The 24,432-nt window shown below is 70.5% G+C and carries 18 protein-coding genes, 1 tRNA gene and 1 pseudogene; 12 read left to right on the top strand and 8 right to left on the bottom strand.

Going from position 1 to position 24,432, the window contains the following annotated elements; translation table 11 throughout:
• Positions 1-137 precede the first annotated feature (137 nt).
• Positions 138-1,709 (bottom strand): bis-aminopropyl spermidine synthase family protein, encoded by a 1,572-nt coding sequence (locus tag ABGA98_RS28560; protein ID WP_347621489.1) that lies wholly within the window; start codon positions 1,707-1,709, stop codon positions 138-140.
• A 319-nt stretch (positions 1,710-2,028) separates the two neighbouring features.
• On the opposite strand from ABGA98_RS28560, the gene gltB reads away from it, so the two are divergent.
• The 4 genes from gltB (at position 2,029) to pyk (ending at position 11,684) form a co-directional block, all read left to right on the top strand.
• Positions 2,029-6,534: a glutamate synthase large subunit gene (gltB, locus tag ABGA98_RS28555; protein ID WP_347621488.1), complete on the top strand. Its 4,506-nt coding sequence runs from the start codon at positions 2,029-2,031 to the stop codon at positions 6,532-6,534.
• Between the two features lie 77 nt (positions 6,535-6,611).
• Positions 6,612-8,090, top strand: coding sequence for a glutamate synthase subunit beta (locus ABGA98_RS28550; RefSeq protein WP_347621487.1), 1,479 nt, complete (start codon positions 6,612-6,614; stop codon positions 8,088-8,090).
• 394 nt (positions 8,091-8,484) lie between these two features.
• Complete coding sequence (locus ABGA98_RS28545) at positions 8,485-10,128, top strand: S8 family serine peptidase (protein ID WP_347621486.1); 1,644 nt, start codon at positions 8,485-8,487, stop codon at positions 10,126-10,128.
• Positions 10,129-10,253: 125 nt separating this feature from the next.
• Entirely contained in the window at positions 10,254-11,684 is a 1,431-nt protein-coding gene (gene pyk, locus ABGA98_RS28540) for a pyruvate kinase (RefSeq protein WP_132508412.1), read from the top strand.
• A gap of 612 nt (positions 11,685-12,296) precedes the next feature.
• Here pyk and dapD read toward each other — a convergent pair.
• Positions 12,297-13,259 carry a 2,3,4,5-tetrahydropyridine-2,6-dicarboxylate N-succinyltransferase gene (gene dapD, locus ABGA98_RS28535; protein ID WP_347621485.1) on the bottom strand — a complete coding sequence of 321 codons (963 nt, stop codon included), beginning with the start codon at positions 13,257-13,259 and terminating at the stop codon, positions 12,297-12,299.
• 23 nt (positions 13,260-13,282) lie between these two features.
• Positions 13,283-13,705, bottom strand: a complete 423-nt coding sequence (locus tag ABGA98_RS28530) for a pyridoxamine 5'-phosphate oxidase family protein (RefSeq protein ID WP_347621484.1) — start codon at positions 13,703-13,705, stop codon at positions 13,283-13,285.
• Positions 13,706-13,919: 214 nt separating this feature from the next.
• Between ABGA98_RS28530 and ABGA98_RS28525 the strand changes: the two are divergent.
• From ABGA98_RS28525 to ABGA98_RS28505, 5 genes and pseudogenes are all read left to right on the top strand, one after another.
• Positions 13,920-14,081, top strand: a pseudogene (locus ABGA98_RS28525) (SidA/IucD/PvdA family monooxygenase); the annotation flags it as partial.
• A 63-nt stretch (positions 14,082-14,144) separates the two neighbouring features.
• A complete protein-coding gene (locus ABGA98_RS28520; protein WP_347621658.1) occupies positions 14,145-14,372 on the top strand; it encodes an MbtH family protein in 228 nt (75 codons plus the stop codon).
• Between the two features lie 8 nt (positions 14,373-14,380).
• On the top strand, positions 14,381-16,063 hold the full coding sequence (locus ABGA98_RS28515) for an ABC transporter ATP-binding protein (protein ID WP_347621483.1): 1,683 nt from the start codon (positions 14,381-14,383) through the stop codon (positions 16,061-16,063).
• Positions 16,060-17,943: an ABC transporter ATP-binding protein gene (locus ABGA98_RS28510; protein ID WP_347621482.1), complete on the top strand. Its 1,884-nt coding sequence runs from the start codon at positions 16,060-16,062 to the stop codon at positions 17,941-17,943. Before ABGA98_RS28515 ends, ABGA98_RS28510 begins: the two co-directional genes overlap by 4 nt.
• A 6-nt stretch (positions 17,944-17,949) precedes the next feature.
• On the top strand, positions 17,950-18,390 hold the full coding sequence (locus tag ABGA98_RS28505) for an AMP-binding protein (protein WP_347621481.1): 441 nt from the start codon (positions 17,950-17,952) through the stop codon (positions 18,388-18,390).
• A 36-nt stretch (positions 18,391-18,426) separates the two neighbouring features.
• Here the strand turns inward: ABGA98_RS28505 and ABGA98_RS28500 are convergent, their stop codons facing one another.
• The 3 genes from ABGA98_RS28500 to ABGA98_RS28490 all read right to left on the bottom strand — a co-directional run bounded on the left by ABGA98_RS28500 (position 18,427) and on the right by ABGA98_RS28490 (position 19,335).
• Positions 18,427-18,903 (bottom strand): hypothetical protein, encoded by a 477-nt coding sequence (locus ABGA98_RS28500; protein WP_347621480.1) that lies wholly within the window; start codon positions 18,901-18,903, stop codon positions 18,427-18,429.
• The gene (locus ABGA98_RS28495) at positions 18,900-19,043 is read right to left on the bottom strand and encodes a hypothetical protein (RefSeq protein ID WP_347621479.1); all 144 of its coding nucleotides are present in this window, start codon (positions 19,041-19,043) and stop codon (positions 18,900-18,902) included. Before ABGA98_RS28495 ends, ABGA98_RS28500 begins: the two co-directional genes overlap by 4 nt.
• A gap of 209 nt (positions 19,044-19,252) precedes the next feature.
• A tRNA-Leu gene (locus ABGA98_RS28490) sits at positions 19,253-19,335 on the bottom strand.
• Positions 19,336-19,382: 47 nt separating this feature from the next.
• Between ABGA98_RS28490 and ABGA98_RS28485 the strand changes: the two genes are divergently transcribed.
• Positions 19,383-20,027, top strand: coding sequence for a response regulator (locus ABGA98_RS28485; protein WP_347621478.1), 645 nt, complete (start codon positions 19,383-19,385; stop codon positions 20,025-20,027).
• A 329-nt stretch (positions 20,028-20,356) separates the two neighbouring features.
• On the top strand, positions 20,357-21,658 hold the full coding sequence (locus ABGA98_RS28480) for an ABC transporter substrate-binding protein (RefSeq protein WP_347621477.1): 1,302 nt from the start codon (positions 20,357-20,359) through the stop codon (positions 21,656-21,658).
• A gap of 47 nt (positions 21,659-21,705) precedes the next feature.
• Here ABGA98_RS28480 and ABGA98_RS28475 read toward each other — a convergent pair whose 3' ends face one another.
• Positions 21,706-22,560: a hypothetical protein gene (locus ABGA98_RS28475; RefSeq protein ID WP_347621476.1), complete on the bottom strand. Its 855-nt coding sequence runs from the start codon at positions 22,558-22,560 to the stop codon at positions 21,706-21,708.
• Positions 22,561-22,749: 189 nt separating this feature from the next.
• Between ABGA98_RS28475 and ABGA98_RS28470 the strand changes: the two genes are divergently transcribed.
• On the top strand, positions 22,750-24,051 hold the full coding sequence (locus ABGA98_RS28470; RefSeq protein ID WP_347621475.1) for an ABC transporter substrate-binding protein: 1,302 nt from the start codon (positions 22,750-22,752) through the stop codon (positions 24,049-24,051).
• A gap of 55 nt (positions 24,052-24,106) precedes the next feature.
• Here ABGA98_RS28470 and ABGA98_RS28465 read toward each other — a convergent pair whose 3' ends face one another.
• Positions 24,107-24,355: a hypothetical protein gene (locus tag ABGA98_RS28465; protein ID WP_347621474.1), complete on the bottom strand. Its 249-nt coding sequence runs from the start codon at positions 24,353-24,355 to the stop codon at positions 24,107-24,109.
• Positions 24,356-24,432 lie beyond the last annotated feature (77 nt).

The following is a 24,432-nucleotide window of genomic DNA, read 5'->3' as shown; positions in this document are numbered from 1 at the left end:
TACGTAGCCGCACTCCGGCTGGGGCCGGCCTCGGTTCGGGGCGGGCGGTTCGGCGCTCCGCCTCTGGAGGAACGCCGTGCTGCCACCGGGCGACCCTGAAAGCCGCGGGGAGGGGGAGCCGAGCCGGGGAAAGCGGGTCAGGAGGAGGTGCTGCCAGGGGACGTGGGGGAGGTCGTGGTCAGGGACGTGACGGTTGCGGAGACCGCCTCCGGGAGGCTGGACAGGCGGTGCAGCGGCGCCTCCAGCGGGGTCAGGTCCTCCGCCCAGGGGGCCGCCTCGCGGATGAGGGCCCTGGCGTCGTTCTTGGTGAGCGTGGCGCCCTGCTCGCGGGCCGCCGCGATGAGGGCCTCGCGCCACGTGTTGGCCAGCTTGGCGTGACCGTTGTCCAGGATCCTGCGCAGCACGCGGGCCGCCGGGTCGCCGGGCTGCGGGAGGCGTACGGCGTCGAGCAGGTCCTCGCCGGCGCTCGACGTGTAGACGGCGGACAGCACGCCGGGCAGGGGCGGCAGGCCGGCGCCGATGACGCGTACGTGGGAGGCGCGCGTCGCCAGGAGCAGGCGGGGGAGCGCGGCCTCCAGGCCGGGCGGCAGGGCGACGGCCACGCGGTCGGAGGCGGCCGCGTACGGCTTGGCGAGCCAGGTCGACACCTTGACCCGGGGCTGGGCGAGCTCCTTGGGCCATTCGCCCACCAGCAGGTCGGGCTCGAAGTCTGAAATGCACCTCTCTGGGGCTGAGATGCCCTTGTGGGCGTTTTCTACGGCTTGTGGGCCTTGGGTATAGATGGCGGTGGCCTGGCGGCTCAGGCGGGACGTCACGGCCGGGCGGGTCTTGCTGGTGGGCCGGAGGATGTACAGGTCGGCCGCCGAGCCGATGGCCTCCGCGCCGAAATAGCGGTTGAAGTCGGGGTAGATGGCTTCGTAGGCGAGGTTGAGGTCCGCGAGGGCCTGCTGGACCTTGAACGCCAGCATGGGCATACGCTCGCCGGCGCCGTACGCCAGCAACACCCGCCCGTCGTCCTTCAGCCCTTCCACGGCGCGCGCCACGAACAGGCCGACGCCCTCCGGCGTGTACGGCGGGTCGGTGAGCGCCAGGTCGTGACCCCTGGCCGAGGCCGGCAGGCCGAGCCGCAGGTCGGCCCAGCGGGTGCGGACGCCGAGCTCCTGGGCGTCGATGTAGGCCAGGATGCGCTCGTCGATGTCGGCCACCGTGACCTCGGTCTCCGGGTGGACGAGCTTGACGGCCAGCGAGGTCAGGTCGTGGTCGCCCACGCACAGCAGGCGCGCGCCCGGCAGCCAGAAGCGGGCGCCGAGCAGCAGCGCCCGCCGCAGCACGGTCTCGGGCGTGGCGGCGACGTGGTCGAGGACGTGGCGGGCGCGCGGGGCGCCGGCGATGAGGGCGCTCAGGCGGTCGAGCGCGGTGGAGTAGTGGGGGAGCAGGTGGGCGACCGGGTCTTCCGGTGGCGGCGCGACGGCGAAGAGGTCCTGGTAGGCGGGGGCCTGGGTGAGCGGCACGCGGAAGGCGTCGCCGGACCGCTCCAGCGGCAGCTCGCGGAGCAGCGCCTCGATGGTGCGCCTCGACGTGGCGGTCTCGCGGACCAGGCCGGCGAGCCTCCACCACTGGCCGTCGCATACGAGCGTCAGCGCGTGCCTCAGCCGCCTGCTGTCGGCACCGGCCTCTCGGAGCAGGCGCTCCACCCCTTCGCGGTCCATGGGCAAACCCTATCGAGGGGCCAGGGTCGTGCCGGAACGCTCGCGCAGCGCGGCCGGCGAGCCACCCGCCGCGCGGGGCCGGCAGAAAATCGTCATCTCTGCCGCATACAGGTGCGCCGAACCGGGAATGACATGGGCCTCGCCCGGAGTTTGGGATAGAGAGTTCGGATGGTGGACCAGCCCGAATGTTCGCAATGCGGACGTGGCGGGCACCATTCCGGCAGGGTGTTGTAACCTCTACCCACGATACGCAGCAGGGCCAACGTCGTCCCCGCCTGTAGAGCAGTTCGAGACAGACGATGACGACGGGAGGGATTAAATGCCTGCTGCCCACCTCGGGTTCCCCGAGCCCCAGGGCCTCTACCACCCCGCCAGCGAGCACGACGCCTGCGGTGTCGCCATGGTCGCCGACGTCGCGGGACGCCGTGGTCACGGCATCGTGGTCAAGGCGCTGACGGCGTTGTGCAACCTTGATCACCGGGGGGCCAAGGGTAGCGAGCCGGACACCGGCGACGGAGCCGGGATCCTGACGCAGATCCCCGATGAGTTCTACCGCGCGACCGTGCCGTTCGCGCTGCCCGCCGCCGGCGCCTACGCGTCCGGCATCGCCTTCCTGCCGATCGACGCGGAGGCCAGGCGCGTCGCCGTCGGCCTGATCGAGGAGATCGCGGCCGAGGAGGGCCTCACCGTGCTCGGCTGGCGGGAGCTGCCCGTCGACCGCGCTCTTCCCGGGCCGAGCGCCCGGGCCGTCATGCCGCACTTCGCCCAGCTGTTCGTGTCGGGACCCGGCGGGCTGGAGGGGCTGGAGCTCGACCGGCTCGCGTTCTGCCTGCGCAAGCGGGCCGAGCACGAGGCCGACGTCTACTTCCCTTCGTTGTCGGCCAGGACGATCGTCTACAAGGGCATGCTCACGCCCGACCAGGTCGAGCCGTTCTTCCCCGACCTGAGCGACGAGCGTTACGCGACCGCGATCGCGCTGGTGCACTCGCGGTTCTCCACCAACACGTTCCCCAGCTGGCCGCTGGCCCACCCCTACCGTTACGTCGCCCACAACGGCGAGATCAACACGGTCAAGGGCAACCGCAACTGGATGCGGGCGCGCGAGGCGATGCTGAAGTCCGCCGACATTCCTGGCGATATTTCACGACTTTTCCCCATCTGTGACCCGGATGGCAGCGACACCGCCAGCTTCGACGAGGCCCTTGAGCTGCTGCACATCGGCGGCCGGAGCCTGCCCCACGCCGTGCTCATGATGATCCCCGAGGCGTGGGAGAACCACACCGAGATGGACCCCGCGCGGCGGGCCTTCTACGAGTTCCACTCCACGTTGATGGAGGCCTGGGACGGCCCCGCCTCGATCACGTTCACCGACGGCACCCTGGCCGGCGCGGTGCTCGACCGCAACGGCCTGCGCCCGGGCCGCTTCTGGGTGACCGCCGACGGGCTCGTCGTGCTGGCCTCCGAGGCCGGCGTGCTCGACTTCAAGCCCGACGACATCGTCAGGAAGGGCCGCCTGCAGCCGGGCCGCATGTTCCTCATCGACACCGCCCGCGGCAAGATCATCGAAGACGACGAGATCAAGGCCGAGCTCGCGGCCGAGCTGCCGTACTCCGACTGGCTCCACGCGGGCCTGGTCCGCTTCGAGGAGCTGCCCGCACGACAGCGCGAGATCCCGACGCACGAGGCGCTCATCAGGCGGCAGCAGACCTTCGGCTACACCGAGGAAGAGCTGCGCGTCATCCTGTCGCCGATGGCCAGGGCCGGTGCCGAGCCGATCGGCTCCATGGGCACCGACACGCCCGTGGCCGTGCTGAGCGAGAAGCCGCGCCTGCTGTACGACTACTTCACGCAGCTGTTCGCGCAGGTCACGAACCCGCCGCTGGACGCCATCCGTGAAGAGCTGGTCACCTCGCTGGCCAGCACGATCGGGCCCGAGGGCAACCTGCTCGACCCCGGCCCCACGTCGTGCCGCCAGCTCGTGCTGCCGTACCCGGTGCTCGACAACGAAGAGCTCGCCAAGATCATCCACATCAACGACGAGGGTGACCTGCCCGGCTTCCACCCGTACGTCATCAGCGGGCTCTACGACGTGGCCGGCGGCGGCCAGGCGCTGCTGCGGCGCCTGGAGGAGATCAGGACGGAGGCGTCCCAGGCGATCGCCGGCGGCGCGCGCATCATCGTGTTGTCCGACCGGGGCTCGTCCGAGACGCTGGCGCCGATCCCGGCGCTCCTGCTGACCGGCGCGGTGCACCACCACCTGATCCAGGAGAAGACCCGCACCAAGATCGGGCTGGTCATCGAGACCGGCGAGGCCCGCGAGTGCCACCACATGGCGCTGCTCATCGGCTACGGCGCCGGCGCGGTCAACCCCTACCTCGCCGTCGAGACCGTCGAGGACCTCGTCGACTCGGGCGCGCTCCAGCTCGACAAGCGCAAGGCCGTACGCAACCTGATCAAGGCCTACGGCAAGGGCGTCATCAAGGTCATGTCCAAGATGGGCGTGTCCACGGTGGCCTCCTACACCGGCGCCCAGATCTTCGAGGCGCTCGGCCTGAGCCAGGAGGTCATCGACTCCTGCTTCACCGGCACCACCTCCCGCCTGGGCGGCGTCGGCTTCGACGTCCTGGCCAGGGAGATCGAGCTCCGGCACCGCCACGCCTACCCGCGGGTGCCGAACGCCCACCGCAACCTCCAGGTCGGCGGCGAATACCAGTGGCGGCGCGAGGGCGAGCCGCACCTGTTCAACCCCGAGACCGTCTTCAAGCTGCAGCACGCCACCAGGACCCGCCGCTACGAGATCTTCAAGGAGTACACGAACCTCGTCGACTCCCAGGCGGAGCGGCTGATGACCCTGCGCGGCCTGTTCAAGCTGCGCAAGGGCACGCCGATCCCCATCGAGGAGGTCGAGCCCGCCTCGGAGATCGTCAAGCGCTTCTCCACGGGCGCGATGTCGTACGGCTCGATCTCGATGGAGGCGCACGAGACGCTCGCCATCGCGATGAACCGGCTCGGCGGCAAGTCCAACACCGGCGAGGGCGGCGAGGACCCCGAGCGGCTCTACGACCCGGCGCGCCGCAGCGCCATCAAGCAGGTGGCCTCCGGGCGCTTCGGCGTCACCAGCGAATATCTGGTCAACGCGGCCGACCTGCAGATCAAGATGGCCCAGGGCGCCAAGCCCGGCGAGGGCGGCCAGCTGCCCGGCCACAAGGTCTATCCGTGGATCGCCAAGACCCGGCACTCCACGCCCGGCGTCGGCCTCATCTCGCCGCCGCCGCACCACGACATCTACTCGATCGAGGACCTCGCCCAGCTCATCCACGACCTGAAGAACTCCAACCCGGAGTCCAGGGTCCACGTGAAGCTGGTCGCCGAGGTCGGCGTCGGCACGGTCGCGGCGGGCGTGTCGAAGGCGCACGCCGACGTGGTGCTCATCTCCGGGCACGACGGCGGCACCGGAGCCTCGCCGCTGACCTCGCTCAAGCACGCGGGCGCCCCGTGGGAGCTCGGCCTGGCCGAGACCCAGCAGACGCTGCTCCTCAACGACCTGCGCGACCGCATCGTCGTGCAGGTCGACGGCCAGCTCAAGACCGGCCGCGACGTCATCATCGCCGCGCTGCTGGGCGCCGAGGAGTACGGCTTCGCCACCGCGCCCCTCGTCGTCTCCGGCTGCGTGATGATGCGGGTCTGCCACCTCGACACCTGCCCCGTGGGCGTCGCCACGCAGAACCCCGAGCTGCGCAAGCGCTTCACCGGCAAGCCGGAGTTCGTGGTCAACTTCTTCGAGTTCATCGCCGAGGAGATCCGCGAATATCTGGCCGAGCTGGGCTTCCGCTCGCTCGACGAGGCCATCGGGCACGTCGAGCTGCTCGACACGACGGCGGCCGAGGACCACTGGAAGGCCGGTGGGCTCGACCTGTCGCCGATCCTGCACCGGCCGGAGCTGCCCGCGGGCACCGCGCTGCGCCGCGTCGTCGAGCAGGACCACGGGCTCCAGCACGCCCTCGACAACACGCTGATCCAGCTCGCCGAGGGCGCCCTCGTGAACGGCACCCCCGTGACTCTGGAACTGCCCATCCGCAACGTCAACCGCACGGTCGGCACCATGCTCGGCTACCAGGTGACCAAGCGCCACGGCGGCAAGGGCCTGCCCGACAACACCATCGACATCTCGTTCACCGGTTCGGCGGGCAACTCGTTCGGCGCGTTCGTGCCGCGCGGGATCACGCTGAGGTTGACCGGCGACGCGAACGACTATCTCGGCAAGGGGCTGTCCGGCGGGCGGATCACCGTCCGGCCGCACGAGGCGGCTCCGCTCGACGGCCACATCATCGCCGGCAACGTCGCCCTGTACGGCGCCACGTCCGGCGAGGTGTTCGTCCGCGGCGTCGTCGGCGAGCGCTTCTGCGTGCGCAACTCCGGCGCCACGGCGGTCGTCGAGGGTGTCGGCGACCACGGTTGCGAGTACATGACCGGAGGCAAGGCCGTGGTGCTCGGCCCGACCGGGCGCAACTTCGCGGCCGGCATGTCGGGCGGCGTCGCGTACCTGCTGGATCTCAAGCCCGAGCGGGTCAACCGCGAGATGGTCGCCATCGAGGCGCTCACCGAGCAGGACGCCGAGTTCCTCAAGGAGACCGTCGAGAAGCACTTCGCGGAGACCGGCTCGCCCGTCGCCAAGCAACTGCTCGCCGACTGGGACGGCGCGCTCGGCAGGTTCGGCAAGGTCATGCCGACCGACTACAAGAGGGTGCTGGAGGCCGCCGAGGCCGCCCGCATCGAAGGCAGGGACGTCGACGAGGCCGTCATGGCGGCCGCGGTGCAGTCATGACCCGCCGTAATGAGCCGTCCCGCCATGGCGGGCCGTGCTTGTCAACCACTGTTCAGGGTTAAGGGAGGCGTAACCGAATGGCTGACCCGAAGGGTTTCCTCACGCACGACCGGGAGCTGCCGGCGCGCCGCCCCGTGGACGTCCGCATCAGCGACTGGCGCGAGGTCTACCAGGACTTCCCGCAGGACAAGCTGACCAGGCAGGCGGCCCGCTGCATGGACTGCGGCATCCCGTTCTGCCACAATGGCTGCCCGCTCGGCAACCTCATCCCCGAGTGGAACGACCTCGTCTACCGCACCGATTGGCGCGAGGCGATCGAGCGGCTGCACGCCACGAACAACTTCCCGGAGTTCACCGGCAGGCTCTGCCCGGCTCCGTGCGAGGCGGCGTGCGTGCTCGGCATCAACTCCGACCCGGTGGCGATCAAGCGGGTCGAGGTCGAGATCATCGACCGGGCGTTCGCCGAGGGCTGGGTGACCCCGCAGCCGCCGGCCGTCAGGACTGGCAAGAGGGTCGCCGTCGTCGGCTCGGGGCCCGCGGGCCTGGCCGCCGCCCAGCAGCTCACCAGGGCCGGGCACGACGTGGTGGTGTTCGAGCGGGCCGACAGGATCGGCGGCCTGCTGCGCTACGGCATCCCCGAGTTCAAGATGGAGAAGCGGCACATCGACCGCCGTCTCGACCAGATGCGGGCCGAGGGCACCGAGTTCCGCACCGGCGTCAACGTCGGCGTCGACATCACCGCCGCCGAACTGCGCGAGCAGTTCGACGCCGTGGTGCTGTCGGGCGGCGCCACCCAGTGGCGTGACCTGCCGGTGGCCGGGCGCGAGCTCAAGGGCATCTACCAGGCCATGGAATACCTGCCGCTGTCCAACAAGGTCCAGGAGGGCGATCTCGACCGGTCACCGATCTCGGCCGAGGGCAAGCACGTGGTGGTGATCGGCGGCGGCGACACCGGCGCCGACTGCATCGGTACGGCGATCAGGCAGGGCGCGAAGTCGGTCACCCAGCTTGAGATCATGCCCCAGCCGCCGGCGACCAGGCCGGGCAACCAGCCGTGGCCGACGTACCCCATGTTGTTCAAGATGGAGAGCGCCCACGAGGAGCTCGCCGACGGCGGGGGAGAGCGGGTCTACGCCGTCTCCACCACCGAGTTCGCCGGCGACGCCGACGGCAACGTGCGGGCGCTGCGGCTGGTCGAGGTCGAAGGGCCGCAGAACGGGTTCAAGCCCGTCCCCGGCACCGAACGGGAGATCCCGGCCGAGCTGGTCACCCTGTCCATGGGCTTCCTCGGCCCGGAGAAGGGCGCCCTGCTGCAGGACCTCGCCGCCGTCGCCGGTGACGGCTTCTACGACGCTCGGGGCAACGTCTCGCGCGGCAAGACGTACATGTCCAAGGTGGACGGCGTCTTCGTGGCGGGCGACATGGGGCGCGGGCAGTCGCTCATCGTCTGGGCCATCGCCGAGGGCCGCGCGGCGGCCTCGGGCGTGGACCGGTTCCTGACGGGGGAGACGTCGCTGCCGTACCCGATCCTGCCCACCGCCCGCCCGCTGGTCTGACGGCACCGCCCGGGGCCGCCCGCGAGGCGGCCCCGGATCCGTGCGCTCAGCGGGAGGTGAGAACGTTCGCGGCGCCGGCCGCGCCGGTCACGGCGTCGAGGACACGCTGGGAGGCGGGATCGGCGGCACGGTGGATGACCAGCCGCCGGCCCGGGCCGGCTCGTCGATAAGCTCCGACAGGGCCGTGTCGTCCGGATGGCGCGCCCACGCCGCACGCAGATCAGCGATGCCCTCCCGGATGATGCGCAACGGCGGCGCAGCGCTTGCCGCGCAGTGGGCTGAGGGTATTGACCCAGCTTCGCCCCCTATCGACCGAAATTTCACTACTAAGGCGCATCGCTGGTTGACTGTCGGGAAGATGCGGATTCACTACCAGTCAGCGAGCGGGGGAACCATGCGGCGAGTCGCCTCAGGAACGATGGCGCTCGCCGCCGCAGTCGCCCTCACGGCCTGCGCACCGCCGGCCGCGAACCCCCACAGGCCGGCCACGTCCCAGAACGACTATCTCGTCTTCTACGCGGCGGGACGGCACGCGGAGGCCGTGAACGCCGTCGAACGGGCCGGCGGCACCACGGTCGGAGAGGACGCCAGGCTCGGCTACCTCCTGGCCAGGGGCGCGGGCGGTGGCTTCGCCGAGGGCGTGGGCGCCGACCAGGCCGTCGTGGGCGTGTCCGCCGACCGGCGCATCGGCTACGCCACGGCTCGCCAGGGCACGCATCAGGCGGCCCGGCCCGCGGCCTTCCCCGACGCGTCGTCGTTCACCAAGAGCGCGGCCGAGCCGCTCGCCGGCCGCCAGTGGGACATGCGCATGATCGGCGCGGACCGCGCGAACGCCAAGGTCCCCGGCACCAAGAAGGTCCTGGTCGGCGTCATGGACACCGGCGTCGACGGCCAGCACCCCGACATCGCCCCCAACTTCAACCGCGAGCTGAGCCGCAACTTCGTCACCGACCGGCCCAAGGACCGGCACGGCGAGACGCTCGACGGCCCCTGCGAGGCCGAGGGCTGCAAGGACCCCGCCGACGTGGACGACGACGGCCACGGCACCCACGTTGCCAGCACGATCGCCTCCCCGATCAACGGCATCGGCATCGCGGGAGTGGCGCCCGGCGTGCAGATCGTGAACCTCAGGGCCGGCCAGGACTCCGGGTTCTTCTTCCTCAAGCCCAGCCTCGACGCGCTCGCCTACGCCGCCGACATCGGCGTGGATGTCGTGAACATGAGCTACTACGTCGACCCCTGGCTGTTCAACTGCAAGGCCAACCCGGCCGACACCAAGAAGCAGCAGCTGGAGCAGCAGGCCGTCATCACCGGCATGCAGCGGGCCCTGGACTACGCCAGGAAGAAGGGCGTGACGCTCATCTCCGCCCTCGGCAACGGCGGCACCGACCTCGGCCATCCCACGATCGACGACCAGAGCCCCGGCTACCCGAAGGGCGACGAGAAGAAACGCGAGATCGACAACTCCTGCGTCAACGTGCCCGCGGAGTCCGCCGGCGTCATCTCCGTCTCCGCCGTCGGCCCTTCCGGACGCAAGGCGATCTACAGCGACTACGGTGTCGAGCAGACCGACCTGGCCGCGCCCGGAGGCGACATCCTCGACGGTGAGGGCGCCAGGGCCGACCGGGGGATCCTGGCCGCCGCACCCGAGCACGTGCTGCGCGCATCAGGGCGCATCGACGCCAAGGGCAACCCGAAGGGCGCGGACGTGGTCAAGGACTGCAAGGACGGCCGCTGCTCGTACTACCAGTATCTGGAGGGCACCTCCATGGCCTCGCCGCACGCCACCGGGGTCGCGGCGATCCTGATCAGCCGCTTCGGCAAGCCCGGCAAGGGCGGGCTCCACCTCGATCCGGCCACCACCGAGCGACTGCTCTACAAGACCGCGACCCAGAAGGCGTGCCCGACGCCCCGCCGCCACGTCTACAAGATCTACAACAAGACCGAGACGCACGAGTGTGAGGGCGACAAAGCAGACAACGGCTTCTACGGCCACGGCATCGTGGACGCCTGGAAGGCCGCGACCGTCGAACCCTGAGAGTCCGACGAGTACCCGAACTTGGCCCGTCCAGGGGGCGCCGTTCTCGTTCTGTTCGCCTTCTGCGGGTACGTTCTCCGTCGTCAGTGACTGTTAAGTGGTCTGTACCAATTAAGGTAGGACTCGTGACTCGTCGCGCGAAAATCGTCTGCACTCTCGGCCCCGCCACATCGTCCAAGGAACGCCTGCACGAGCTGATCGCCGCCGGCATGGACGTGGCACGGTTCAACCTCAGTCATGGCAACCATGACCTGCACAGAGAGGTCTACGACCGGGTCAGGGAGGTGGCGGCCGACCTCGGCCGCGGTGTAGGCGTGCTCGCCGACCTGCAGGGCCCCAAGATCCGTGTCGGCACGTTCGAAGAAGGCCCCGTCAGGCTGGGCTTCGGCGACGTCTTCACCATCACCACCGAAGACGTGCCGGGCGACCGCGAGCAGGTCTCCACCACCTACAAGGGGCTGCCCAACGACGTGCGCCCCGGCGACACGATCCTCGTCGACGACGGCCGCCTGGTGCTCGAGGCCACCCGCGTCGACGGCGACCGCATCGCCACCCGCGTCGTCATCGGCGGCATGATCTCCGACAACAAGGGCCTCAACCTGCCCGGCGTCAACGTCAGCGCGCCCGCGCTGACCGACAAGGACGAAGCCGACCTGCGCTGGGCGCTGCGCACCGGGTGCGACATGATCGCCCTGTCGTTCGTCCGCCGCCCGTCCGACGCCGACGTCGTGCGCAACATCATGGAGCAGGAGGCCGTGCGCCTCCCGCTGCTCGCCAAGATCGAGAAGCCGCAGGCCGTCGACCGCCTCCCCGACATCGTCGAGGCCTTCGACGGCATCATGGTGGCCCGCGGCGACCTCGGCGTCGAGCTGCCGCTCGAGCAGGTGCCGATCGTGCAGCGGCGCATCATCGAGCTGTGCCGGGAGAAGGCCCGCCCGGTCATCGTCGCCACCCAGATGCTCGACTCCATGATGAGCTCCCCACGCCCCACCCGCGCCGAGGCCTCCGACGTGGCCTACGCGGTCATGGACGGCGCCGACGCGGTCATGTTGTCCGGCGAGACCTCCGTCGGCAACTACCCGATCGAGGCCGTCTCCACGATGGACCGCATCGCCTGCGCCGCGGAGAAGCACTCCCTGCACGCCACCCACACGCTGGAGCGCATGCCGGAGACGACCGGCGGCGCCATCGCCAGGGCCGCGGCCGAGGTCGGCGCGATCGTCGGGGCCAAGGCGCTGGTGGCGTTCACGATGTCGGGCGAGACGGCCCGGCGGCTGGCCCGCTACCGCTCGCCGATCCCGCTGCTGGCCTTCACGTCGGCGCCCCACGTGCGGGGGCAGCTCTCGCTGACGTGGGGGGTGGAGACGTTCCACGTGCCGTTCGTCCACCACACCGACGACATGGTGCGGCAGGTCGAGGCCTCGCTGCTGTCGTCGGGGCGGCTGGAGAAGGGCGACAAGGTGGTCATCGTGGCCGGCTCGCCTCCCGGCACCCCGGGCTCCACCAACGCCCTGCGCGTCCACACCATCGGATCCGCCGTGTCCCACGCGCACTGACTTTTCGGTTCTTGGCTCACTTTTGAACAGTGAAGCAGGAGGATCCCGTGGGTCCATACTGCTGTCGCGATCTTGTAACAACGCCCATGCGCAGGCGGCCGCTCATCGACGATCTGGGTTTGCCGAGCACCTGATCATCAATGAGCGGCCGTGGGGTTCATTGTGGTGCATCCCCTGGCAGGCGAGGATGCCTGCCGCCTGAAACGGCCGCTGACCCCTCACCGGCCGCCCGCCGCCACGGAGCGCACAGTGGGCCCGCTCCGTGGTTCTCAGGGCGGGCCCGCTCCGTGGTGCGCACGTAGGGCCCGGGTCCGCCCTGCAGCCTGGAACGTCGGGTGTGAGGTCGGTGTCCGAGGGCCGGGTGGGCGCACGGGCGGGGGGAGGGCCCGTGGCGGCATCCGGCCGCACCCCGCCGGCGCCCGGCATTCGGCCGGCGGCGGGCCGCTGCGCGACCGGGTGACCCGGACCACGAAGCGGGCCGACCGCGCGCTCCGTTACGGTGACCGGCCGCTGAAGGGTCAGCGGCCGTTTCCTGGAAGGTCCTCAGCCACGTGCGGCGGGTGGCTGGACCGGGGCGCAGCCGTAAAGGAAGAGAGCCTTTGTATGGTCGGGTCAGTTGGCGTGGAGGGCGGCGTTGAGTTCGATGGTGCCGCCCTCGCGCGGCACCGCCTCCACCGCGCCCGACTGGGAGTTGCGGCGCAGCAGGATGCCGTTCGACCCCGACAGTTCGGCGGCCTTGACCACCCGGCCCTCGGGCAGGGCGACCTTCGTGCCCGCCGTCACGTAGAGCCCGGCCTCCACCACGCAGTCGTCGCCCAGCGAGATGCCGATGCCGGCGTTCGCGCCCAGCAGGCAGCGCTCGCCGATCGAGATGACCTGCTTGCCGCCGCCCGACAGCGTCCCCATGATCGACGCGCCGCCGCCCACGTCGGAGCCGTCGCCGACCACCACGCCGGCCGAGACCCGGCCCTCGATCATCGAGGCGCCCAGCGTGCCGGCGTTGAAGTTGACGAAGCCCTCGTGCATGACGGTGGTGCCGCTCGCCAGGTGCGCGCCCAGGCGCACCCGGTCGGCGTCGGCGATCCGCACGCCGGACGGCATCACGTAGTCGACCATCCGCGGGAACTTGTCGACGCCGTACACCGTCACCGCGCCTCTGGCCCGTAGCCGCAGGCGGGTCCGCTCGAAGTCCGGCACCGGGCACGGGCCCGCGTCGGTCCACACCACGTTGGCCAGCAGGCCGAAGATGCCGTCGAGGTTGACGCCGTGCGGCCTGACGAGGCGCGCGGAGATCAGGTGCAGTCGCAGGTAGACGTCGTGCGCGTCGACGGGGGCCTCGGAGAGCTTGGCGATGCCGGTGCGCACCGCGACCACCTCCACGCCCCGCGCCTCGTCGGGCCCGGTCAGCCCCGCCAGTTCGCCGGCCTCGCCGGCGGGGAGCCGCTCGGTGCCCGAAACGGGCGCGTCGCCCAGCTCGGGTGCGGGGAACCAGGTGTCGAGCACGGTGCCGTCGGAGGCGATGGTCGCGAGGCCGACGCCGAACGCGCCGGTCGAGGTGGGATCGATAGCAGTCACGGGGCCAAAAATACCGTTTCCGCTCAGCTCAGGGCGCCGAGGTCGGCCGAGAGCCAGTGTTCGGGCCGCATCCTGTACGTGACGAGCGCGTGCAGGTCGGAGCCCTGCACGTAACCCGACACGGCGTCGGGTGGCAGGTAACGCGCCGAGATGCGCGTCAGATCCTCCAGCGTCGTGGGATCGGAGCGCACCAGCGGCCCCTCCACCGACACGTACCGGTAGGTGGGGCTGACCCGCTGTACCAGTATCGAGAACCTGCCCGCCTTCGCGATCAGCCGGGCCTTGACCGAGTCGCCGTCGGTCAGGAACCGGATCTCGCCGCCGGGGCGGTAGTCGTACCAGACGGGTACGTTCAGCGGCCCCCGCCCCTCGCCGGCCTCCACGGCGAGGCTCGCGATGTGCGGTTCCGCCAGGAACGCCTCCCGTGCCGCCACGTCCAACGGCATGCGCCCACCCCCGTCTTCATCGATCTTGATGACGGTCATTCCCGGTGGGAGCGGTCCCGAAAAGCCACTCGCCGTCCCTTTCCGCGCCGGTCGTCCCCCGGTCTTGGCTCGCCGGATCCCAGGCCCCCGACCCCTTGCCTCGGGGCGGACAGCCGCCCTTGCAAGGTAAGGCTAAGCTAACCTAGCATCTGCCGCAGGGGGAGGCGACGCCTCGGTGGAGACACAGCTGAGCAGATTCAACGGCACCTACGACATCCTGGGAATCGGCTTCGGCCCATCGAATCTCGCGCTGGCGATCGCCTTGCGTGAGCACAACACCCGGGTCCCAGCACCCGAACGGGTCCACGTGCGACTCCTGGAGAAGCAGCCCGGCTTCGGCTCGCACACGCCGGAGCCCCACACCCCGCTGGTCATCCCCATCACGCAGTCAGGAGTCACGATGTCCAACAATCCCTTCGACGATGAGAACGGCACCTTCTACGTGCTGGTGAACGACGAGAGGCAGCACTCCCTGTGGCCGACGTTCAAGGAGGTGCCACAGGGCTGGCGGGTGGTCTTCGGTGAAGGCGGCCAGAGCAAACGCCAGGAGTGCGTGGACTACGTCGAGGAGCACTGGACGGACCTGCGGCCCAGGAGCCTGCGCGAGAGCATGGCCGCCGACCAGTGACGCGGCCCATGACCGGCCGGCGGGTGTTGTGGCGTGCGGTGACGCGCAACCGGTGGCAGCTCAGCACGGGGACCGGCCTGATCAGCCTGCACCAGGTCTGCGAGTCGCTGGTGCCAATCCTCATCGGGGTGATCGTCGACCAGGCCATCGGCCCGGGGGACGGCGGGGCTTTGGTGCTCTGGGTGGCCGCCCTGGCCGGCCTGTTCACCGTGCTGAGCACGGCCTACCGCTTCGGCGCCCGCCGGCTGATGCTCGCCATCGCGGACGAGGCGCACCTGCTGCGCGTCGAAGTGGCCTCCAAGATCATGCAGCCGCGCGGGATCAGCACCGATCGCCGTGCCGGTGACCTGCTCACCGTGGCCACGACCGACACCGACAACACCTCCTACCTGCTGGACTACGTGCCGCGCGTGGCGGGGGCGGTCACGGCGACCGCGGTGAGCGCCGTCGCGCTGCTGGTGATCGACGTGCGACTCGGGCTGGCCGTGCTGGCCGGAACGCCCGTGGTGCTCCTCGGGCTCCAGGCCGCCACCCCGCTCATCACCAAGCGGGTCACCGAGCAGCAGGACCTCGCAGGGGAGGCCACCTCGCTGGCGGCCGACCTGGTCAGCGGGGTGCGCCCGCTGCGCGGCATCGGCGCGGAGCGGGCGGCGGCAGGCCGCTACGACGAGGTCAGCAGGCGGTCCCTGCGGGCCGCGTTACGCGCGGCGCGCACCCAGGGCGCGTACCTGTCCGCCTCCACGGCCGGCGGCGCGCTCCTGACCGGCGGCATCGCGATCCTGGCCGGATGGTTCGCGCTCAACGGGAGGATCACCGTCGGCGAGCTCATCACCGTCATCGGCCTCGCGCAGTTCCTGATGGAGCCCATCGGCACGCTCGCCGTCGTGCCCGGCTGGGTCGCCGAGGCCAGGGCGTCCGCCGACCGTGTCGCCACCGTGCTCGACGCGCCCGCGCTGCTGCCAGAAGGCACGGAGACGCTCGACACCGGCTCACCCGGCCTCGAACTGCGGGCGCTCAGGTACGGCCCGCTGGACGGGGTCGACCTGCACGTGCGTCCCGGCGAACTCGTCGGCGTGGTGCCCCACCGCCCCGCTGACGGGGAGGCACTGGTCAAGATCCTGTCGGGCCGGGTGGCGCCCGGCGAGTACGAGGGCGGCGTCCTCGTCGGAGGCACGCACCTGGCGCGCCTCGACCCGGAGCACGCCCGCCGGGCGATGCTCGTGGAACCCCACCTCACGGACCTGTTCACCGGGACGATCGAGGAGAACGTGACCGCCGGAGGCCCGCTGGACGAGGCCACGCTGGCCGCCTCCGCCGCCGACCAGGTCGTCTCCGCCCACCCCGACGGCCTCACGCACGTCGTCGCGGAGCGGGGCGCCGGCCTCTCGGGCGGGCAGCGGCAACGGCTGGCGCTGGCCCGCGCGCTCACGGCACGCCCCGCGATCCTCGTCATGCACGACCCCACCACCGCCGTGGACGCGGTGACCGAGCACGAGATCGCCCGCGGGCTGCGCGCCCTGCGCCACTCCGGCTCCGGGCGGTTCACCACCGTGGTGGTGACGAGCAGCCCTGCCCTGCTCGCCATGACGGATCGGGTCGTGGTCCTCGACGGCGGCCGGATCGCCGCCGAGGGCACCCACGCCGAACTGGCCGTCACCGACGACGACTACAACCGGGCGGTGCTGCGATGACCGGACCGGACCGGCTGCCCGTCGCCGACGCCCGCAGGACCTGGGCGTGGCTGCGGCTCGAACTCCGTGCGCGATGGATCGGCGGCACGCTCGCCGCGCTGGTGGGCGTCGTGGGCGCCGCCGCGTCGGTGGTGCCCGCGTACGCCCTGGGCACCCTCGTCGACCGCGTCAGGGAGCAGGCGCCGGTCTCGGCGATCGTGCCCATCGCGGTCGTCATCGTGGCCGCGGCCGTCGCGGGCGGCGCGGCCACCGGCACGGCCACGTACCTGATCGGCCGGGTGTGCGGGCACATGCTGGCCGACCTGCGGGAACGCACGGTGGCCAGGGCGCTCACCCTGCCCGTCACCACGCTGGAACGGGTCGGCAAGGGAGATCTGCTGTCACGGGTCAGCACCGACGCCGCCTCGATCGGCAAGGCCGCCACCAGCGTGGTCCCCACGATGATCTCCGCCTTCCTGCTGGGCGTGCTGAGCATCGTGGCGATGGCCGGGATGGACTGGCGGCTCGGGCTCGCCGGTGCGGTCGCCGTCCCGCTCTACGTCGCGGCGCTGCGGTGGTACCTGCCGAGGGCGGCGCCGAAGTACGCCGCCGAGCGGCACGCCGTGGCCGGCAACTCGCAGCTGCTGGTGGAGAACATGCAAGGTGTGCGTACGGTGCACGCCTACCGGCTGGAGCAGCGCCGGCTGCGCGACATCGGCGACGCCTCGCACCGGGTGCACGACATCTCCCTGTCGGTTTTCACGCTGTTCACCCGTTTCGTCGGCCGGGTCAACCGGGCGGAGTTCTTCGGCCTGGCCGCGATCCTCGTGGTCGGTTTCCTCCTCGTCCGGTCGGGAGCCGCCACCGTCGGCCAGAGCGCCGCGGCGGCCGTGCTGTTCCACCGCCTGTTCAATCCCATCGGCATGTTGCTGTTCACGTTCGACGAGTTGCAGGCGGCGGCGGCGAGCCTGGCCCGGCTGGTCGGCGTGGTGGACCTCGCGGCGGACCCAGGCGACGGCCCGGACCGTCCCGGTGGTGACGCTGACGGTCCCGGTGGCAGCCTGGACCGTCCAGCCGGCGGCCTGGCGGCCCGCGGCGGTGACCCGGGCCGTGCCGGCGGTGACCCGGGCCGGGCCGGCGGCGGCGCGGGCGGGACGGCCGGCGCCGGGCTGGAGCTGTCCGGCGTGCGCTTCGGCTACGACGGCGGGCCGGAGGTGCTGCACGGCGTCTCCCTCAGCCTGCCCGCCGGCGCCCGCGTCGCGCTTGTCGGATCCACGGGCGCGGGCAAGTCCACGCTCGCGGCGATCGCCGCGGGCATCCTGCGCCCCGGCAGCGGCACCGTGTCCGTGGGCGGCGTGGCGCTGCCGCCCGACCGGCTGCGCGCGCACGTCGCGATCATCACCCAGGAGGTGCACGTCTTCGCCGGCCCTCTCATCGAGGACCTGCGCCTGGCCAGGCAGGGGGCGTCGCCGGGCGAGATCGCCTCCGCGCTGTCCGCCGTCGGCGCGCTGGACTGGGCGACGGCCCTGCCCGACGGTCTCGACACGGTGGTCGGCGAGGGCGGCCACGAACTGACCACGGCCCAGGCCCAGCAACTCGCCCTCGCCCGCCTGATCCTCGTCGACCCGGCGATCGCCATCCTCGACGAGGCCACCGCGGAGGCGGGCAGCCTCGGCGCGCGCACCTTGGAGGAGTCCGCCGCCGCGGCCACCCGGGGACGTACCACCCTGATCGTCGCCCACCGGCTGACCCAGGCCGCCGCCGCCGACCAGGTCGTCGTCCTGGAGCACGGCCGGATCGCGGAACAGGGCCGGCACCAGGAGCTGGTCGCCGCGGGCGGCCGGTACGCGCAGCTCTGGCGTGCCTGGGAGGCGCGCACCCCCACGTCGTCATCACGTTAGGCAGCCATGGAAGCGAACTCTCCCGCCAGGATCACCACGATCGCGGACCTGTTCATCGACCAGGTGCGCAGGACCCCGCAGGCGCCGGCCGTCGTCGCGCCCGGCGTGCGGCTGACGTACGCGGAACTCGGCGCTCGCGTCTTCCAGCTGGCGCAGCACCTGCACAAGCAGGGGCTGCGCCCCGAGGAGGTCGTCGCCGTCTCGACCCCGCGGCCGGATCCTCACCGTCGCCCACACGGTCTCCTTCTCCTTCGCCATGTCGTGGGAGGAACTGCTGTGGCTGGTCGAGTGCCACCACGTGCACATCTGCGACGAGGAGCTGCGCATGAAATGCGTGCTACGGTCACGCGCACCCCTGGGGGCGGCTGCGGCATGCGGAAAATGTCGTTGAACGACCGGCGTCAGGTGGTAAAAGTGCAGTTGACCGAAAGATTGCTGATCGATTGAGGTCTTGCGGATTACGGCCGACCAAGCCGCTCCTCCTCAGCGGAGCCGTGCCGGCACGAGACCGCGGCGGTGATCCCGTCGAGCGGCCACGTCGTCGAAGTAAATAAGGGAAGTGCATGGCCAGTACGCGTCCGCGGTCGCCGTGACGTGCCCGGACGCGTCCGCGCCCGTGCCGACCACGCTCTCCAGCTCGTCGTACCGCTTCTCCAGGACATCGGGCACCCGGCGCTCGTCCTCGTCCGCCACGGCGCCGGAGCCGGACATCTCCAGGAGGCGGCGGAGAACGTCGCTCACCGCCCGCCCGTCGCGGTCGGTCGCCAGGCTCTCGCCGAGCCGGTCGGACGTGATCGAGGAAAGGGCGGCGCCGTCCAGGATCTCCCGCGCGTCCCGTTGCGCCGCGCTGAGCACCGCGGCCACATCCTCGGCGAGACGGTCCGCGTCACGCCGCATCACGCGCGGATCGAGAGCGAGCGAAACGATCGCGCCGTCGGCGTCGGCCTTCGCCCTGATCATCCTGTCGTCGCTCTCACCGACCCGGCGATCACCCGATCGCGATCCCGCGCCGCCAAGGACTCCCGCACCATCTGGTCGACCTTGCCGTCGATCGCGGCCATGATCTCGCGATCGTCATCCTGTCCGGAGAGCGTAGCCATGCGGCACCCCAATGATCATGCGTCCCTGTCAGCGCGCCAGTTTAGGACACCCGATATGTCCAACCCCAGCAGTCGCGGCCGAGGGCGCCGCCGTCGTCGCCGATCCGGCCACCCCGGGTCCGGACGCGCCCGGCGGGCGGCTTCTGGAGGTGACGTTCCGCATCCCCGACCCCAGCAGCTGGAGCGGGCGCGGTCACGCGTGGATGGAGTGCCGGAAGCGGGATTCGAACCCGCACGCCCTTTCGAGCAGACGCTTTTGAGGCGTCCATGTCTGCCATTCCATCATTCCGGCTGATTTTCCGGACTTGTCCGGATCAACGCCGCGCTCCACCGCCGAAGATGATCAGCAACGGGTGCCAGCGTGGATCTAATCTACCGGACGTCTGTACTCTTGCGCTCGTGAGTACGCAGCGGCGAGTAGTGATCGCGGAAGACGAGGCCCTGATCCGCCTCGACCTCAAGGAGATGCTCCAGGAGGACGGCTACGTCGTCGTGGGCGAGGCCGGTGACGGCGAGCAGGCGATCCGGCTGGCCGCCGAGCTGAAACCCGACCTCGTCATTCTCGACGTCAAGATGCCCGTGCTCGACGGCATCTCCGCGGCCGAGCGCATCGTGGGCGAGCGCATCGCGCCGTGCCTCATCCTGACCGCGTTCTCCCAGCGTGACCTGGTCGAGCGGGCCAGGGACGCGGGGGCGATGGCCTACCTGGTCAAGCCGTTCACGAAGGCGGATCTGGTGCCGGCCATCGAGATGGCGGTCAGCAGGCACGAGGAGATGGTGGCGCTGGCCGCCGAGGTGTCCAACCTGTCGGAGCGACTGGAGACGCGGAAGCTGGTCGAGCGCGCAAAGGGGCAGTTGATGACGCAGCACGGCTGGAGCGAGCCCCAGGCCTTCCGGTGGATTCAGAAGGCGTCGATGGACCGGCGTCTGAGCATGCGTGAGGTTGCTCAGATCGTTATAGACGACGCGGCCGAGCGGGGCTGAGGCGCCCGCGCCACGTGGGGTGTCCCACCGCATCGGAGCCCGCGGGGCGGGGCGTCGGTCACGGCGCGGTCCCGGATGGTCTCCGCATTCCCTTACGTCCCATCTTCCCCACATTCCGGTCCTGATCCGAAATTTCGGGTCAGGACCGTTCCTTGTGTGAAGTGTCCGTAACTGTGGTGAAACATCCCATTACTATGGGTATTTAGGACATCACGAATCGGCATAAAAGCCAGGTAACAACCCCCTTTTGTCCCTTCCGAGAGGCATGCTGAGCTGGGAGAACCCGGCGAAGGGGACGTTCCTTCGCTGAGATTGGGGGAGTCTTTTATATGATCCGCATTGCTCCAGCGGGACGCCTGCCGGCCGTCGCGGCCGCGGCGAGCCTGGCCCTGACGGCCTGTGGCGGCGGTGGCGACGACACGTCGGCGCAGCAGTCGGCGCCGGCGTCGTCGTCCGCCGCGTCCTCGGCACCCGCGGCGAAGGGCGACGGCACGCTGACCCTCGGCACGGTGCTGCCGCAGACCGGTTCGCTGGCCTTCCTCGGCCCGCCCGAGTTCGCCGGCGTCGACCAGGCCGTCAAGGAGATCAACGACGCCGGGGGCGTGCTCGGCAAGCCGGTCAAGACGGTCCACACCGACTCGGGTGACACGACGACCAACATCGCGTCGCAGTCGGTGGACAAGCTGCTGGCGCAGAAGGTGGACGCGATCGTGGGCGCGGCCTCGTCGTCCGTGTCGGAGTCGATCATCGACAAGGTCACGGGCGCGGGCGTGGTGCAGTTCTCGCCGGCCAACACCTCCGACGCGTTCACCACGATCAAGGACAACGGCCTCTACTTCCGCACGGCGCCGCCGGACAAGCTGCAGGGCCGCGTGCTGGGCGACCTGATCGCCGCCGACGGCAACGACACCATCGGCATCCTGGCCATGCAGGACTCCTACGGCTCCGGCCTGGCCGACCAGGTCACCAAAACCGCAGAGGAGGCGGGGGCGAGCGTCGTGGAGCGGGTCGACTACGACCCGAAGGCGCCGGAGTTCTCCGCCGACGTGGCACGGATCAAGGCGAAGAACCCGAAGGCGGTCGTGCTGATCGGCTTCGAGGAGGGCGCCAAGGTCATCGCGGAGCTGGTCAAGCAGGGCCTGTCGGCCGACAAGGTCAAGTGGTACATGGTGGACGGCAACATGTCGAACACCAACTACGTGAAGATGCCCAAGGGCACGCTCACGGGCGTCAAGGGCACCATCCCGGGCGCCGAGGCTCCTGACGACTTCAGGAAGAAGCTCAAGAAGCTCAATGCCGAGCTCGACGACTTCACGTACTCGGCGGAGTCGTACGACGCGGCGAACCTGATCGCCCTGGCCGCCGAGGCGGCGAAGGACGACTCCGGCGCGTCGATCGCGGCCAAGCTGGCCGAGGTCAGCAAGGGCGGCGAGAAGTGCAAGAACTTCGAGGAGTGCGCCGCCCTGCTGAAGGAGGGCAAGGACATCGACTACGACGGCGTCAGCGGCCCGGTCGAGTTCGACGACGCCGGCGACCCGGCGGTCGCCACCATCGGCATCTACCAGTACGGCGAGAACAACACCTACGACACCAAGGCGCTGGAGTACCGCACCGGCAACATCGAGGGCTGAAGACCTCCGGGTCCGGCAGCTGAGCGACCCGGCGTACAGCGGGTCGCTCAGCGGCCGAAGCCGCACGCCCTGAACGCGTAGCCGATCAGGCGGTCCTGCAGCGGTTTGGGCGGCGCCACGACGACCACCCGCTCCTCGCCGCCGTCGATGCCGGCCCGCACGGGGAACTGGAAGGCCTTCTTGGCCTCGCCGAACGCGTGGCCGTCGCAGCGTGCGGGGGTGAGCTCGATCGGCACCTCCAGGCGCTGCTCCGTGGCCCGCAGCAGGCCCAGGCGCCGGCCGTCGTAGGCGACGTTGTAGTGCGTCGTGCCGCCCATGGAGGCCAGTGTCACCGCTCCCGCGCCGCGCCGGGTGACGACCAGGTCGCCGCGCATGACCGTGCCGGACTCCGTCCATTCCGGGCCGAACGTGATGTTCACGGCCTGCTTGATGAGGAACTCCGAGCACTCGTCGCGCAGTAGCCTGGCCAGCAGCGGGTCGGGGTGGGGCAGCTCGAAGGCGACCTTGCGCAGCGGCTCCGAGCCGGTGCGGAGATGGGCCACGACGGTGGCGGGCCGCACCTGGGGCAGGCCGCCGGGCGGGCAGTTGGCGGCGCCGTACGGGATGGGCAGGTCGGTGCGCTCGGTCCTGCCGATGGCGGCGCCGGCCTGGCTCGCGGGCACCGTACGGAAAGACGGCGTCACCAGCTGGACGTCGGCGAAATAGACGGGGGTGTCGCGGGTGTTGCGCACGGCCACCTGAAGCCGGTGCGCCGGTTCGTCGGAACGCCATTGCCCGAGCGTGACGGAGACGCCGGCGGGCGGGCCCGAGAGAGCCGCGGGAGACGGCCCGGACGTCGCCCCGGTGGAGCCGCAGCCGGTCAGAAGGGCCACCGCGGCCAAGAAGGTGGTAATACGCTTCACCTGACGCACATTAAGCCTCCTTCCGCAGGTCCCGTAAGTTGAGGACTGATTACGACTCCGCATCCAAGTGCCGACAGTTCCTCGCGGCATCTGGTTGGAGCATGCGACAGTTTTGTACGTTTCCGTCATTCGATCGGGAACGTTCGGCGGTGCTGACGGATCCCCGGCCTGAAATGAAGGAGACACTTCATGATCCGCATTGCTCCCGTGGGACGGGCGCTGGCTGTCGCGGCTGCCACCAGCCTGGCCCTGACAGCCTGCGGTGGTGGCGGCGACACGGCCACGCAAACCTCCGAAAGTGCCGCGCCCGCCTCATCCTCGTCGGCGCCGGCCGCGGCGAAGGGTGACGGCACGCTCACCCTCGGCACGCTGCTGCCCCAGACCGGTTCGCTGGCCTTCCTCGGCCCGCCCGAGTTCGCCGGGGTCGATCTCGCGCTCAAGGAGATCAACGAGGCCGGCGGAGTGCTCGGCAAGCCCGTCGAGAAGTTCGACACCGACTCGGGTGACACGACGACCAACATCGCGTCCCAGTCGGTGGACAAGCTGCTGGCGCAGAAGGCCGACGCCATCATCGGCGCCGCGTCGTCGTCGGTGTCGGAGTCGGTGATCGACAAGATCACGGGTGCCGGCGTGGTGCACTTCTCGCCCGCCAACACCTCCGACAAGTTCACCACCATCAAGGACAACGGCCTCTACTTCCGCACCGCGCCGCCGGACAAGCTGCAGGGCCGCGTGCTGGGCGACCTCGTGGTGTCCGACGGCAACGACACGGTCGCCATCATGGCGATGCAGGACTCGTACGGCACCGGCCTGGCCGACCAGGTGGAGAAGACCGTCACCGACGCCGGCGCCCAGGTGGTCGAGCGGGTCGACTACGACCCGAAGGCGCCCGACTTCTCCGCCGACATCGCCAAGATCAAGGCGAAGAACCCGAAGGCCATCGTCCTCATCGGCTTCGAGGAGACCGCCAAGGTCATCGGCGAGCTCGTCAAGCAGGGCATGCCGGCCAGCAAGCACAAGTGGTACATGGTCGACGGCAACATGTCGAACACCAACTACGAGAAGATGCCCAAGGGCACGCTCACGGGCGTCAAGGGCACCTACCCCGGCGCCTCGGCCCCGGACACGTTCAGGAAGGACCTCAAGGAGGTCGACCCGAAGCTCGAGGACTTCACGTACGCTCCCGAGTCCTACGACGCGGCCAACCTGATCGCCCTGGCCGCCGAGGCCGCCAAGAGCGACGCGGGCGCCGACATCGCGGCCAAGCTGGCCGAGGTCAGCAAGGACGGCGAGAAGTGCAAGAACTTCAAGGAGTGCGTCGACCTGCTGAAGGCCGGCAAGGACATCGACTACGACGGCGTCAGCGGCCCGGTCGAGTTCAACGACGCCGGTGACCCTGCCGTCGCCACCATCGGCATCTACCAGTACGGCGACGACAACAAGTACCCGGTCAAGGCGCTCGAGTACCGCACCGGCAACATCGAGGGCTGACCAGCACCCGCGTGACGGAGAAGGGCCCGGTCGTCAGGACCGGGCCCTTCTTCTTTCACGCGCAGCCTGCCACGATCCGGTCGGCGGCCGCGCGGTAGCGCTTCAGCAGCGCCACCCGCCGCTCGCGCGGCACGTCGTTCCTGGACAGCCCCGCGGTCGTCGCCTCGACGGTCTCCACGGCCCCGCTCAGCGAGCCGGGCAACCGGCCGCCGAACTCCCGCGTGATGCCGTGCACCTCCGCCAGGCGGCCGGTCAGGGCGTCCTCGAAGTGCTGGCGGTCCTCCTGGCCCTTCGGGCCCAGCATGAGGCCCGCGTACCCGATGGCGGACACCACGCGGGCGCAGGGCTGTCGGTGGGATCGCCTCCGGTGCTGTACTTTCC

Source organism: Nonomuraea sp. B1E8, from assembly GCF_039871515.1.
Lineage (GTDB): Bacteria > Actinomycetota > Actinomycetes > Streptosporangiales > Streptosporangiaceae > Nonomuraea.
Note: the sequence above shows the minus strand (reverse complement) of the source record. Positions and strands in the feature narration are given on the sequence as shown.